Genomic DNA, 13527 nt, shown 5'->3' on the forward strand with positions numbered 1-13527 from the left:
CGCGACCGCCCGTTTTCCATGCATATCCGCTGGCTCGAAGACTTCGTCTGCCTGGCCCAGGCCGGCAGCCTCGCGCGCGCCGCCGAACTGCGCAACGTGACCCCGCCCGCCTTTGGCCGGCGCATGCAGGCGCTGGAAGTCTGGGCCGGCGCCCCGCTGATCGACCGCAGCGCCTTCCCGGTGCGCCTGACCGCCGAGGGGCGGCAGTTCCTGGAAGCCGCGCAGAGCGCGCTGCGCACGCTCGACGACACCCGCCTGGCGCTGCGCGCCGCGCACCGCGCCGACGCCAGCACCGTTACCATCGCCACCGGCAAGACGCTGGCGCGCTCGATGGTGCCCGCCTGGCTCGCGGGCCTGCGCGAGGCGCTGCGCCATGATCCCGCCGCGGCCGGCTTCCGCACCCGCCTGTCGACCTTCCCGATGCACGACGCGCTGGCGATGTTCGCCGAGGGCGATGCCGATTTCCTGCTGTGCTACAGCCCGCCCGACCTGCCGGTGATGCTGGACGACGCGCGCTACCAGTTCCACCTGGCCGGCGTGGAGCGGCTGGTGTGCGTCAGCGCCGCCGATGCGCGCGGCGCGCCGCTGCACCGGCTCGGGACGGGCAAGGTCGCGGGCAAGGCCGCGGCCAGGCCGGTGCCGATGATCGCCTACGCCGAGACCCTGACGCTGGGCCGCATGGTCAACCAGGAGATCGCGCGCCGCAAGCTGGCGCCGCGCCTCGACGTGATCGCGGTCAGCGACTTTGCCGAGTCCGTGCACGAGATGGTGCGCCAGCGCATGGGCCTGGCCTGGCTGCCGGCGCGGCTGATTGCCGACGACCTGCGCGAGGGCCGGCTGGTGCGCGCCATTCCCGCCGCGCGCGACGAGGATGGCGGCGACCTCGCGCTCGACATCCGCCTGTACCGGCCGCGCGCGCCGATGCGGCCGCTAGCCGAGGCCTTCTGGGAGGCGGCAGTGCGGGCGCCGCGCTGAACCGCGCCGGCACCCTTGCCGAATCGGCAACCGCGCTTGCCAAAGCCGCACGCCGGCCCGGTGCCGCGCTTCTACCATCGGTCCACAACCATGATTCCGGGACCCCGAGCCAACACCATGAAGACCACCCTGCGCGCGGCTGCGGCCGCATTCTGCCTTGCCGCCTCCGCCGGCGCCGTTTCCAGCGCCGCCGCCGCCACCTGGCCCACCAAGCCGATCACGCTGGTGGTGGGCTACACCGCCGGCGGCAGCGTCGACCTGGTGGCGCGCACCATCGCCCCCGAGCTGGGCAAGCGCCTGGGCCAGAGCGTGGTGATCGAAAACCTGGGCGGCGCCGGCGGCACCATCGGCGCGGCCAAGGTGGTCAAGGCCGAAGCCGATGGCTATACCCTGCTGATGGGCTCGGGCAGCGAAGTGTCGATCGCGCGCCTGACCAACCCGGCGGTGCGCTATGACGGCGAGAAGGACCTGGCGCCCGTGACCTTTGTCGGCACCCAGCCGATGGTGCTGGTCGGCAAGCCCGGCCTGCCGGCGAAGAATGCGGCCGAGCTGATCACGCTGGCCAGGGCCCAGCCCGGCAAGCTGTCGTATGCCTCCTCCGGCGTCGGCACCCCGCTGAACCTGGCGGGCGAGCTGATCAAGCAGCAGGGCAAGGTCGAGATCACGCACGTGCCGTACAAGGGCGCGTCGGCCATGGCCACCGACCTGCTCGGCGGACAGATCGACCTGGCGGTGATGGTGCTGTCGTCGGCGCTGCCGCATATCCAGGCGGGCCGCGTGCAGGCCTACGGCGTGACCGGCGCCAAGCGCTCGCCGGTGGCGCCGAACGTGCCCGCGCTGGCCGAGACGCCCGCGCTCAAGGGCGTGGACATGGGCGTGTGGTTCGGCCTGATGGGCCCGGCCAGCTTGCCCAAGCCAGTGGTCGAGCGCCTGAACACCGAGATGCAGGCCGTGCTGGCCATGCCGGACGTGAAGAAGAAGCTGGCCGAGGCCGGCGTGGAAGTGGCGCCCGCCAACCCGGCGCAGTTCGGCAGCTTTATCAAGCGCGAGACCGGGCGCTATCGCACGATCGTGCAGACCGCGGGGATTCAACAGTAAGCGGGACGGCGAGGCGGCGTCGCTGCTGCAGGCGCCAGCCCTCTCCCCCGCCCCTCTCCCGCAAGCGGGAGAGGGGCGAACACATCCGGAAGGACTAGGGCCGAAGCGCTTCTCTCTCCTGCCCGCGGGAGAAGGAAACCACCATCAGCATGAGCGAGCGTGGAAGCCTTCCTGATCCGCCGGTTTGCTCCCCTCTCCCGCTTGCGGGAGAGGGGTTGGGGGAGAGGGCCGGCGCTTGCCATGGCGCCGCCGCCCGCACACTCCCTGCCCCTATCACATCGACCCGGCAGGCACCGACCCGCCAGGCACCCTGAACGCACCGACTCCGATGACCCACCAGCCCACCGCACCCCTGGAAGCCTACCCCGTCGATGTCGCCTTCCCGGACATCCACCCCTACGCCGCCGGCAACACCGGCATCCCCTACCTCTACACCTTCGACAGCGGCCAGCCCGGCCCGCACGTGATGGTCAACGCGCTGACACACGGCAACGAGGTCTGCGGCGCCATCGCCGTCAAGGCGCTGCTCGACCACGGCCTGCGCCCCCGGCGCGGCCGCCTGACGCTGGCCTTTGCCAATGTCGACGCATACCACCGCTTCGATCCCGCCAGCCCGGACGCCTCGCGCTTCGTCGACCAGGACTTCAACCGCGTCTGGACCGCGAAGGTGCTCGATGACGCCAGCCTCGATTCATCGGAACTGCGCCGCGCGCGCGCCATGCGGCCGGCGATCGACACCGTCGACCTGCTGCTGGACCTGCATTCGATGCACGAGAAAAGCCGGCCGCTGATCGTTTCCGGCCCGCTGGACAAGGGCATCGCGCTGGCGCGCGCGCTCGCTGCGCCGGCCGACGTGATCGTCGACGAAGGCCATCCCGAAGGCCGCCGCATGCGCGACTACGACGGCTTCGGCGATGCCGCCAGCCCGCGCAACGCGCTGCTGATCGAATGCGGCCAGCACTGGGAGCCGGCCGCCGTGACGGTGGCGCGCGACAGCACCGCGCGCTTCCTGCTGCATGCCGGCATCGTCGAGGAAAGCGACCTGCCGGCCGGCTGGCTGCAGCCGCTGCCCGCCACGCAGCGCGTGGTGCGCGTGACCGAGCCGGTGGTGGCCACCAGCATGGACTTCCGCTTTGCCGGCCCCTACACCGGGCTGGAGACCTTTACCGAGGCCGGGACCGTAATCGGCTGGCGCGACGGCGAGCCGGTGCTGACGCCGTATCCGGATTGCGTGCTGGTGATGCCGTCGCTGCGCCAGTTGCGCCCGGGCGTGACCGTGGTGCGCCTGGGCCGGCTGGAGCGCTGACCCGGGTACGCTGGGCCGGGCGCGGCTGCGCCCGGCAGGATGCTGCGCACAGGGACATGGCGCGGCCCTCCGGTTGACTGCGGATCGGCTAGGCGGCCGGCGCGGGCCCCGTGCCCGCCGGCGGCGGGGGCGGCGGCAGCATGCCGGGGAACAGCTGCTCGACCAGTTCATCGAGCTTGGACGACGGCTGCACGAAGTTGCTCAGGTTCAGCCCGCCGGCGCTGCGGTTGGCGTTGTAGATGGCCTTGCCGACCCGGTCGCCATTGCGGAACACGGTGATGTCGGCGTTGTTCAGGTAGGCGTTCCAGTACCAGGCGCCGCGCGCGGTGTACAGCGCCACCATCGGGCACGCCGCGACCGAGGTCTGCGCCTGCAGCACCTTCACCTCGAAATTGCGCCGGCGCAGCGACGACAGGAAGTTCTCGACAAAGTCATTGCCGCTGACCGGGTTCACCACCACGCACAGCAGCGTGCCGTTGGCGCCGTAGTTGCCCAGCGGGCCGCCGCCGGCCGGGAGCTGGAACGCGACCACGGGATCGGCGGGGTCGAGGCGGTCGACCGGCGTCACGGCCTGGTAGGTCGAACAGCCGGTGAGCAGCAGGCCCACGCAGGCCGCCAGCAGTGCATGGTTCATGGAGTGTCCTGGATGGCTGGGCGGTGCGCCACGGCAAGGCACAATGGCCACCGCATACCTTCACACTGTAGGCGCCGGCAGGCCAATCCAATCGGCCAAACAGAAGCGCAAAACGCCCGCTTCTGGCATTGCGGATGGCGCCTTAGCCGCCCGCGCCGCCTCCCGCCAGCCGGCCCACCAGCACCAGGCACAGCGCGGCCAGGCACACGCCGACCACCGCCACCTGCACGCGCGACACGGGTTTGCCGCCGAACAGCGTCTGGCTGAGCCAGGCGGGCGAGATCACGCCGACAAGGGTCGCCACCATGATCAGGATGGCAAGGACGGACAGTACGGATTGCATGGCGTAACTCCGGAAGCGTCGCGGGCGCGCTCAGTTGGCGCCGCCGCGCAGCAGGCAGTCGCGCAGCAGCGGTGTGCCGTCGGCAAGGCCGGCGCCGTTGCATTCCACCGCCACCTTCTGGCCTCGCCGCACCATGGTGGCGCGGGCTTCCACCTCGCACTCGCGCCCGGCCGGGCCGCAGATCTGGCGCGGCAGCAGCAGCGCGCGCACATTGGCGCCGGGGTCGTTGGTGCGGATGTCCACAAAGACCTGCTCGCCATCGCGGCGGATGCCGCTGGCCACGCCTTCGACGATCACGTACTGGTTGAGGTAGTCGCGGTCGGCTTTGTCGGGATTGTCGCGGTACGCATTCAGCAGCGCGTCGGCCTGCAGCTGCGGCAGGCGGTGGGCGGGGCGTTGCGGGTCGATGCTGACAGGATCCAGCGTGCCGTTGCGCGGCACGCCGCGCGCCGCGCTGGCCACGGCCTGCGCATCGGCCTTTGCGTCGGCCTGCGCGTTGGTCTGCGCGTTGGTCTGCGCGTCGGTCTGTGCATCGGGCACGGCGCCGCCGACATCATCGCGGCGGTCATTGCCGGCAAACCACAACATGCCAAGGACAGCCACGGCGACGATGGCAATGAGGATTTGCTGGGTGCGGTTCAACATCGGGAAGGTCCTGCGTCAGTCAAAGCGGAAAACGGAAGGCGAAGCGCGAATTATGCGCCCTGCCTGCGGCAAAAGCGCGCAATCGCCGCCACCGCATGGTCGACGCCGCGCTCGGCGGCCACCGCGCGGCCCAGTGTGGCGGCGCGTGCGCGCGTGGCCGGCTGCTCGGTGAAGGCGATCATCGACGCCAGCCCCGGCGCATCGATCTTGTGCCCGGCGACATGCCGCGGCGCCACCCCCAGCGCAGCCAGCCGGCCCGCCCAGAAGAACTGGTCGCCCGCAAACGGCAGCACGATCGACGGCACGCCCGCCGCCGCCGCCGCATGCGTGGTGCCCGCGCCGCCATGGTGGATGGCCGCGGCCACGCGCGGCAGCAGCCAGTCATGCGGCGTCGCGCCAATCACATGGAAGCTGGCCGGCAACGCGCCCGCGTCGATGCCGCTCCAGCCCGGATAAAACAGCGCGCGCCGGCCGTCGACCGCCTGCACCAGTGCCGACACCACCTTGTGCCGGTCAAAGCCCGCCATGCTGCCGAAACCGATATAGAGCGGCGCCTCGCCCGCCGCCAGGAAGTCGCGCAGCGACGGGTCCGGCTGCCAGTCCGGCTGCGGCGGCAGCGCCCAGGCGCCGGTCACCAGCCAGTCGCCATGCCAGTCCTGCGGACGCGGCACCAGTTGCGGCGACATCGCATACAGCGTCGGAAACGCCGGCCACATCGTCTTGCGCGCCTGCACGCCGAACAGCCGGGATCGCGCCGCATTGGTCGCATTGCGGAACATCCGCCACAGCACGAAGTTGATCAGGTGGTGGCTGGCGCGGTTGGCCCATCCCGGCATCCTGACCGGCGGCAGCAGCGCCGACGGAAACGCCCGCGTCGGCGAGATCGGGAACATGCCCGCCCCGATCACCGGCTTGCCCAGCTGCTCGCCCACCGACAGCGCCACGTATGCCGTCAGTCCCGAAAACACGATGCCATCCGCATCGCGCGCCGCCTGCGCCAGCTGCGCCATCCATGCCTCGGTGTTGTCCTCGGCAATGCGCCCGAACGCGCGCGTGGCCTCAGCCACGTTGCCGCCCTCGGTCATCAGCTTGTGCAGCGCGCCGCCCGGCGCCAGCGTCTGCTGGATATCCCCGGCCATGGGTTCGAACGGGATGCCGTGCTCGGCGGCCAGCGGCGCGGCCGAGCGTTCGCCCAGCACCAGCACGTCATGGCCGGCTTCACGCAGGCCCAGGGCCAGGGCGACGATGGGGCGGCAGTCGCCCTGGGTACCGAAGGTGATGAGGGTCAGGCGCATGCGCGTCGTGGCGACTGTCTTTGGATCAGAGGAGTTCCGTGTATTCGGCGTTCGCTATTTCCCGATACAAAAACGCGTAAAGATCGTCCCCAGCAAATCATCGCTGGTGAACTCGCCGGTAATGCTGTTCAGGTGCTCCTGCGCGAGCCGCAGCTCTTCCGCAAACAGGTCCAGCGCCTGGGCCTGGCGCTCGCTCTGGTCGGCGGCCACGTCCAGGTGCGATTGCGCCTGCCGCAGCGCGGTCAGGTGCCGTTCGCGCGCGAGGAAGGTGCCTTCGTTGCCGGACTGCCAGCCGATCAGCCGCAGCAGTTCGCGGCGCAGCAACTCGATGCCGGCGCCGGTGCGCGCCGAGATCCAGATTTCGGTCGGGTTGGGGCCGTTGGCGGCGACCACGTGCGGGCGGTTGCCGCCGAACATGATTTCGCCCACGGATGGGGCCTTGTCGATCTTGTTGACGATGCGCACGATCGGCGCGCCCGGCGGCAGCTGACCGCTGAGCTTGTCGTCGATGGCGTCGTCGATCTCGGACAGGCCGTGGCGCAGGTAATCCGTGGCGTCGACCAGGTGCAGCACGATGTCGGCGCGGCGGATGGCGTCCCAGGTGCGCTCGATGCCGATGCGCTCGACTTCGTCGGCGGCTTCGTCGCGCAGGCCGGCGGTGTCGATGATATGCAGCGGGATGCCGTCGATCTGGATGGTCTCGCGCACGCGGTCGCGGGTGGTGCCGGCAATCGGCGTGACGATGGCCAGCTCCGCGCCCGCCAGGGCGTTCAGCAGCGACGACTTGCCCACGTTGGGCTGGCCCGCCAGCACCACCGACAGCCCTTCGCGCAGCAGCGCGCCCTGGCGCGCCTGCGCCAGCACCGCGCCCAGTTCATTGCGGATGGCGGCAAGCTGGCCGCGCGCATCGGACTGCTCCAGGAAATCGATCTCTTCCTCGGGGAAATCGAGCGTGGCCTCGACCAGCATGCGCAGGTGGATGACCTTGTCCACCAGCTGGCGGATGGCGTTGGAGAACTCGCCTTCCATCGAGCGCGCGGCGGAGCGCGCCGCGGCCTCGGTGCTGGCTTCGATCAGGTCGGCCACGGCCTCGGCCTGGGCCAGGTCGAGCTTGTCATTGAGGAAGGCGCGGCGCGTGAACTCGCCGGGCTCGGCCAGGCGCAGGCCGATGCCGTCGCCGGCCTGCAGGCAGCGCGTCAGGAGCATCTGCATCACCACCGGGCCGCCGTGGCCCTGCAGCTCCAGCACTTCCTCGCCGGTATAGGAGTTGGGCGCCGGGAAATACAGCGCCAGGCCGTGGTCGATGACCTTGCCGTTGCCATCGAGAAACGGCAGGTAGGTGGCGTGGCGCGGCTTCAGTGCCTGGCCGCAGACGGCGCGCATCACGGGGCCGACATCGGGGCCGGACACGCGCACCACGCCGATGCCGCCGCGGCCGGGCGCGGTGGCGATGGCGGCAATGGGAAGCTGGGAAGCAGTCATGGCGGTATTGTCGCAGATCGGGTGCGGTTGGCGTGGCACGCGGTGGGCAGGCCGCCATGGCTGGCGCAGCGGTCAGCTGGCGCCGGGCAGCGGCGGTGGCACATCGTCCGGCATCGCCTGAAGATCCAGGCACTCGGCCATCAGGCGGCGCGCGACGATGCCGTCGACCCGCTGCCCGAGACTGGCCTGGCGCTTGACCAGCTTGCGATGCAGGCGTCGGGTATAGCGCGCCGGCAGCACCGGCGCCAGCGCCTCGATCACATAGCGCAGCCGCTTGCCGGCGATGCGCTGCGCGTGCATCGCGTCGGCATCGCCGCCGCGAGCGCGCTTGGCCAGCGCCCGCAGCTGCTTGCGGCCGCGGCGCACGCGCTGGCGTGAAAACGGAGCCAGGCGGGGGCCATCGTTGCGGGCGCGCGCGGCCAGATGCGCCAGGTGTGCCAGGTCGCGATGCAGCGCCGGCAGCGGCCAGTCGCGGTAGGTGGCGAGCGCCGCCAGCATGGCTTCGCGCGCGGCGTCGCGGCGCTGCCCGGCGGTGTCGGCGATGGCGGCCAGGATCGGGTCGTGCGGCTCCAGTTCGCGGGCCGGGCCGATGGTCTCGGCCAGGAATACGTCCCAGTCGCGGACTTCGCTGGTGGCGCGCGCCAGCATCCGCAGGTCGCGCTTCCAGCGGTCGCGCTCCTGCCGCGGCAGGGCCGGACCCATCGCCCACACCACCGCGCGCGCCTGGCGCAGGGCGATGCGCAGCTGGTGCAGGTCTTCCGGGTCGTCGCGGCGCTGCAGCGGATCCAGGCACGCGTCGATGCGCGCCAGGCTGGCTTGCGCCAGCGCGGCAAAGGCAGCAGCGGGCCGGGTCTTGCGGCGCAGCATGGGGGATTGGGCGTCAGCGTTCATGGCGGTCTGCATGCGGTCAGGCGCGCACGCGGGACGCAGATGTGTTCAGTGTAGGCGACTGCACGCGCTTGGGCGGCATGCGGCGCTCACGCCGCCCGGGCGGTTGACAGGCCCCGCCCTTCACGCTGGAATGCGCAGATTCGCCCGGACCACTTCCCCGACCCACGAGGAACCGCCATGACCACCGAACAGGAACGGCTGCTGCTGCGCGACACCATCGAGGCGGGCTTCCGCCAGGCCGCCTTCGTCAACGACGTCGGCATCGCGCTGGCGGACTGCGGGCCGGGCTGGTGCGAGTCCACGCTGGCCATCGCCGCGCGCCATCTGCAGCATGGCGGCATCGTCCACGCGGGCGTGCAGGCCACCATGGCCGACCACACCGCCGGCGCGGCAGCCTCGACCATCCTGGAGGCGGGCCAGCACGTGGTCACCGCGGAATTCAAGATCAACCTGCTCAGGTCCGTGCGCAGCGAACGGCTGCGCTGCCGCGCCGACGTGCTCAAGTCCGGCCGTTCGATCATCGTGGTCGAGGCCGACGTGTTTGCCGACGTCCATGGCCAATCCGTGCTGGCCAGCCGGTTCAACGCCACCATGAGCGTGCTGGACCTGGCCTGAGTTCCTTTTGCTCCCACCTCGACAAGGAAGCCATCCATGATCGACCACACCGGCGTCAGCGTCAGCGATTACGAGAAAAGCCGCGCCTTCTACCAGGCGGCGCTGGGCGCCATCGGTTACGTGCTGGACAAGGAATTCCCGGCCAGCGTCACCGGCAGCACCGACGTGGCCGGCTTCGGCACGCCCGGCCATCCGGATTTCTGGATCCACCGTGGCACGCCTAACCAGCCGCCGGTGCACGTGGCATTCCGCGTGGACAGCCGCGCGACCGTCGATGCCTTCCATCGCGCGGCACTGGCCGCGGGCGGGCGCGACAACGGCGCACCGGGCCTTCGCGCGCACTACCATCCCGACTACTACGGCGCCTTCGTGCTGGACCCGGACGGGCACAACATCGAGGCGGTGTGCCACAAGCCCGCGTAATGCTGCTTCAGCGCGTCGCCACGATGAACAGGCGCGGGAACGGCAGCAGCACCGAGCCGTCCGGCAGCGCCGGGTACGCGTTGGCGATCTCGGTCTGGTAGCGCGCCAGGTAGGCGGCCCGCTCGGCCTCGTCCAGCGGCTGCAGGAACGGGCGCAGGCCGCTGCCCTTGAACCACTCCACCACCGCGGCCGGGCCGCCGGCGAGCGGATGATGGTAGGTGGTCAGCCATACGTCCACGCGCTGGCACAGCGGGCGCAGCAGCTCGTAGTACCAGCGCGCCGGCGCGCGTTCGGCGCGGGACTTGCTGGCGCCGGCCAGCTTGTCGGCCCACGGCCCTTCCGCCGCCACGCGGCGCATCAGCTGGTGCGCCGGTTCTTCCAGGTTGTCCGGCATCTGCACGGCGAGCGTGCCACCCTGGGAAAGCTTGGAGACCAGCTCAGGGAACAGACGGCCGTGGTCGGGCAGCCATTGCAGCACGGCGTTGGCGAGGATCACGTCGTACGGGCCGGGGTCATCCCAGGCGCCGATATCGGCCACGCGGAACTGCACATCAGGCAGGCGCTTGCGCGCGGCGTCGACCATGTCGTCGGAACTGTCCAGGCCGGTGACCGATGCGCCCGCATAGCGCGCCAGCAATACCTCGGTGGAGTTGCCGGGGCCGCAGCCGATATCCACCGCGCTGCGCGCGATCTCGTTGGGAATGGCGGCCACCAGGTCACGGACCGGGCGGGTGCGTTCGTCTTCGAAGGCGACGTATTGGTGGGCGGACCAGCTCATGGGGATTCTCCAGGCAGTGAGGCGCAGGCCAGTAGCATACGCCTGCCGCAGCCAGCAGAGGCCGGCAGAGACCAGCCGTAGCTATCGCCGCGTGAACAAGGCCCCTCTCCCACTTCATGGGAGAGGGGAGCAAACCGCTCGACAGTCCAGCTCCATCAGCGATCTACCAAACAAAAAGCCCGGCATCACTGCCGGGCTTCCTGCTTACTGCATCGATCTGCTGCGATCAGGCAATCAGCTCTTGGCCACAACCGGCGCCTTGCCCTTGCCCAGCATCCGGTTGATCTGCCATTGCTGCGCAATCGACAGGATGTTGTTCACCACCCAGTACAGCACCAGGCCGGCCGGGAAGAAGAAGAACATCACCGAGAACACCAGCGGCATGATCATCATCACCTTGGCCTGCACCGGGTCCGGCGGGGTCGGGTTCAGCTTGGTCTGCACGAACATCGACACCGCCATCACGATCGGCAGGATGTAGAACGGATCCGGCACCGACAAATCATGGATCCAGCCCAGCCACGGCGCACCGCGCATTTCCACCGACGACAGCAGCACCCAGTACAGCGCGATGAACACCGGAATCTGGATCACGATCGGCAGGCAGCCGCCGAGCGGGTTGACCTTCTCGGTCCGGTACAGCGCCATCATCTCCTGGTTCATCTTCTGCGGGTCGTTCTTGTAGCGCTCACGCATCGCGGTCATGCGCGGCTGCAGGTCCTTCATCTTGCCCATGGACTTGTAGCTCGCCGCCGACAGCGGGAAGAACACCAGCTTGATCAGCACCGTCAGCGCGATGATCGACCAGCCCCAGTTGCCCAGGAAGCCGTGCAGCTTCTCCAGCAGCCAGAACAGCGGCTTGGCCAGGATGGTCAGCCAGCCGTAGTCCTTCACCAGTTCCAGGCCAGGGGCGATCTTCTCGAGCATGTGCTCTTCCTGCGGACCGGCGAACAGGCGCGCATCGGTGCTCACCGTGGCGCCCGGAGCCAGCTCGCCCAGCGGCTGCTGCACGCCCACGCGGTACAGGTTCGGGTCGATCTGCTGCACGTAGAAGCTGTGCTCCTTGCCGGTCTGCGGGATCCAGGCCGAGGCAAAGTAGTGCTGCACCATCGCCACCCAGCCGTTGTTGGCGGCGGCCGGCACGCTGGCCTTGCCCTTGGCGATGTCTTCGAAGCTGAGCTTGTGGTACTTGTCGGCGTCGGTGTAGATCGCCGGGCCGGTGAAGGTGCTGTAGAACTGCGACTGCTCCACCTTGCTGCCGTCGCGCGCCAGTTCCAGGTACAGCGTCGGCGAGACCGGCGCGGTGCCCGCGTTGGTCACGTCGAACTTGCTGTCGACTACGTAGCTGCCCTTGCGGAAGGTGTAGGTCTTGACCAGCTTGACGCCGTTCTTCTCGCCGGTCAGCACCACCTGCAGCTGCTCGGCGCCGTCCAGGTTGCGCGGGCCCGGCGCGGCGGTGAACACCGTGGTGTGGTTGGGCAGGTCGCCGCCGATCAGGCCCGAGCGGGCCATGTAGGTGCGCACGTTGTCGCGCTCGAACAGCACCACCGGCTTGCCGTCCTTCTCATGCTCCTTGAGCAGCTCCAGGCGCGACACGATGCCGCCGGCGGTATCGATCTCGGCGCGCACCGTGTCGGTGGTCACCACGATCTTCTCGCCGGTGGGCTGGGCCGCGGCCTGCGGCGCGGCGCCCGCGGCCGGTGCCGCAGCGCCCGGCTGGACGTTGGCCTTGGGCACGTCGCCCTGCGCGGCCGCGCCGCTGGCGGCCGGCGCCGAAGCGGCCTGCTGCTGCGTCGTGCTCGGGAAGAACATCGACGCATGGCCGTTGGCGCGCTGCCAGTTGTCGTAGAGCAGCACGAGGGACATCGAGAAGATGACCCAGAGGATGGTGCGTTTGATATCCATGTCTGGCTGTGGTCGGAAAAATCAGGGTCTGGGCAGACGGATTGCCACGGGCGCATGGCCTGTGGCGGCATGGACTGGCGTGCCAGCTTCCGTGCCCGGCACGGGATCATACCCGCCTTGGGCGAAAGGATGGCAGCGGCACAGCCGGCAGGCGGCCATCCAGCTGCCGCGCGCGGCGCCATGATGGACGATGGCGTCGCGGGCGTAGTCGGAACAGGTCGGCAGGAAGCGGCACTGCGAGCCCAGGTAAGGACTCAGGGCGATCTTGTAGATACGCAGCAGGGCTAGCAGGAGGCGCTTCATGGCGGGGTGGTCAGGCTGGCTGGCCCGGCGGCTGGCTTTGCGAGGGGCTCGCCGGTGGCGCCGCGGTGGGCGGTGCCGGGGGCGAAACACGCGGCGCGGGTGGCGGCAGTGGCTTCGCCGCTACCTCGAGCAGGCCGGCGATTTCCGCCGCGCATGCCCTTCGGACCGCCGCGCGCGTCGCAAATTCCGCGCGCGGAAACTTCGCTTGCAGGCGCAGCAGCACGTCGCGCCCGGCCAGCTGTTCCCGGCGCTGGCGGAACAGCTCGCGCGCCATGCGTTTCACCAGGTTGCGCTCGGCCGCGCGCGGCGCGAACTTCTTGCCCACCACCACGCCCAGGCGGCCTTCCGGCCGGTCGTTGGGGCGTACATAGAGCACGAAGTGGGTGCTGCGCCGCCGGGGCCGCAAAGCAAAAACGGATGAAAATTCATCCGTCTTTGTCAGCCTCGCGGCTTTGGGAAAGGCAAAGGTAGACACGCCTGGCAAAGCTAGCGGGAACACTGCACCCTGGGGCAAGCTACCGGCCATCCGGACAGCGAGGCGGTTGGCCTGGACCGCGTTGCCGCCGCCCAGACCGGTCGCCCGGCCCTTAGATTGCCAGGCGCTTGCGGCCCTTGGCGCGGCGCGCGTTGATGACGGCACGGCCGCCACGGGTCTTCATGCGCACGCGGAAACCGTGGGTACGCTTGCGGCGGGTAACGGAAGGTTGGTAGGTACGTTTCATGTTGCACTCTCTGGTTGATCTTGGCTTGCCCGACTCCGGCCGGTGCCGGGGTGCCGTGGCCGCCGCGTATGGTTCGCATGGGGCTGCCGCTTGCGAGGGAACTGCAGCGGCG

The 13527-nt window shown here is 69.9% G+C and carries 16 protein-coding genes; 5 read left to right on the forward strand and 11 right to left on the reverse strand.

Annotated elements, in window-relative coordinates:
* Window positions 1-18: 18 nt before the first annotated feature.
* From CBM2586_RS16760 to CBM2586_RS16770, 3 genes are all read left to right on the forward strand, one after another.
* On the forward strand, window positions 19-975 hold the full coding sequence (locus tag CBM2586_RS16760; protein ID WP_115688562.1) for a LysR family transcriptional regulator: 957 nt from the start codon (window positions 19-21) through the stop codon (window positions 973-975).
* Window positions 976-1092: 117 nt separating this feature from the next.
* Window positions 1093-2073: a Bug family tripartite tricarboxylate transporter substrate binding protein gene (locus CBM2586_RS16765; protein WP_115688564.1), complete on the forward strand. Its 981-nt coding sequence runs from the start codon at window positions 1093-1095 to the stop codon at window positions 2071-2073.
* A 328-nt stretch (window positions 2074-2401) separates the two neighbouring features.
* Entirely contained in the window at window positions 2402-3379 is a 978-nt protein-coding gene (locus CBM2586_RS16770) for a M14 family metallopeptidase (protein ID WP_115688566.1), read from the forward strand.
* Between the two features lie 88 nt (window positions 3380-3467).
* On the opposite strand, the gene CBM2586_RS16775 is transcribed toward CBM2586_RS16770, so the two are convergent.
* The 6 genes from CBM2586_RS16775 to CBM2586_RS16800 all read right to left on the reverse strand — a co-directional run bounded on the left by CBM2586_RS16775 (window position 3468) and on the right by CBM2586_RS16800 (window position 8669).
* Complete coding sequence (locus CBM2586_RS16775) at window positions 3468-4013, reverse strand: Sbal_3080 family lipoprotein (protein WP_115663468.1); 546 nt, start codon at window positions 4011-4013, stop codon at window positions 3468-3470.
* 142 nt (window positions 4014-4155) lie between these two features.
* Complete coding sequence (locus CBM2586_RS16780) at window positions 4156-4356, reverse strand: hypothetical protein (RefSeq protein WP_115663466.1); 201 nt, start codon at window positions 4354-4356, stop codon at window positions 4156-4158.
* Window positions 4357-4386: 30 nt separating this feature from the next.
* Window positions 4387-5001 carry an OB-fold putative lipoprotein gene (locus CBM2586_RS16785; RefSeq protein WP_115688568.1) on the reverse strand — a complete coding sequence of 205 codons (615 nt, stop codon included), beginning with the start codon at window positions 4999-5001 and terminating at the stop codon, window positions 4387-4389.
* A gap of 50 nt (window positions 5002-5051) precedes the next feature.
* The gene (locus CBM2586_RS16790) at window positions 5052-6296 is read right to left on the reverse strand and encodes a glycosyltransferase (RefSeq protein WP_115688570.1); all 1245 of its coding nucleotides are present in this window, start codon (window positions 6294-6296) and stop codon (window positions 5052-5054) included.
* Window positions 6297-6350: 54 nt separating this feature from the next.
* On the reverse strand, window positions 6351-7778 hold the full coding sequence (gene mnmE / locus CBM2586_RS16795; protein ID WP_115663860.1) for a tRNA uridine-5-carboxymethylaminomethyl(34) synthesis GTPase MnmE: 1428 nt from the start codon (window positions 7776-7778) through the stop codon (window positions 6351-6353).
* A 72-nt stretch (window positions 7779-7850) separates the two neighbouring features.
* A complete protein-coding gene (locus tag CBM2586_RS16800) occupies window positions 7851-8669 on the reverse strand; it encodes a CHAD domain-containing protein (protein WP_115688793.1) in 819 nt (272 codons plus the stop codon).
* 177 nt (window positions 8670-8846) lie between these two features.
* Between CBM2586_RS16800 and CBM2586_RS16805 the strand changes: the two genes are divergently transcribed.
* Together CBM2586_RS16805 and CBM2586_RS16810 are read left to right on the forward strand one after the other, a co-directional pair.
* Window positions 8847-9284, forward strand: coding sequence for a PaaI family thioesterase (locus tag CBM2586_RS16805; protein ID WP_115663460.1), 438 nt, complete (start codon window positions 8847-8849; stop codon window positions 9282-9284).
* Between the two features lie 36 nt (window positions 9285-9320).
* Complete coding sequence (locus CBM2586_RS16810) at window positions 9321-9707, forward strand: VOC family protein (protein ID WP_115663457.1); 387 nt, start codon at window positions 9321-9323, stop codon at window positions 9705-9707.
* 7 nt (window positions 9708-9714) lie between these two features.
* Here CBM2586_RS16810 and tam read toward each other — a convergent pair whose 3' ends face one another.
* The 5 genes from tam to rpmH all read right to left on the reverse strand — a co-directional run bounded on the left by tam (window position 9715) and on the right by rpmH (window position 13415).
* Window positions 9715-10485, reverse strand: a complete 771-nt coding sequence (gene tam, locus CBM2586_RS16815; RefSeq protein ID WP_115688572.1) for a trans-aconitate 2-methyltransferase — start codon at window positions 10483-10485, stop codon at window positions 9715-9717.
* Between the two features lie 234 nt (window positions 10486-10719).
* A complete protein-coding gene (yidC, locus tag CBM2586_RS16820) occupies window positions 10720-12390 on the reverse strand; it encodes a membrane protein insertase YidC (protein ID WP_115688574.1) in 1671 nt (556 codons plus the stop codon).
* Between the two features lie 21 nt (window positions 12391-12411).
* Complete coding sequence (gene yidD, locus CBM2586_RS16825) at window positions 12412-12693, reverse strand: membrane protein insertion efficiency factor YidD (protein WP_115688576.1); 282 nt, start codon at window positions 12691-12693, stop codon at window positions 12412-12414.
* A gap of 10 nt (window positions 12694-12703) precedes the next feature.
* Complete coding sequence (gene rnpA / locus CBM2586_RS16830; RefSeq protein ID WP_115663450.1) at window positions 12704-13219, reverse strand: ribonuclease P protein component; 516 nt, start codon at window positions 13217-13219, stop codon at window positions 12704-12706.
* Window positions 13220-13280: 61 nt separating this feature from the next.
* A complete protein-coding gene (gene rpmH, locus CBM2586_RS16835) occupies window positions 13281-13415 on the reverse strand; it encodes a 50S ribosomal protein L34 (RefSeq protein WP_008650850.1) in 135 nt (44 codons plus the stop codon).
* Window positions 13416-13527: the final 112 nt, after the last annotated feature.

The organism is Cupriavidus taiwanensis (assembly GCF_900250115.1).
Classification (GTDB): domain Bacteria; phylum Pseudomonadota; class Gammaproteobacteria; order Burkholderiales; family Burkholderiaceae; genus Cupriavidus; species Cupriavidus taiwanensis_B.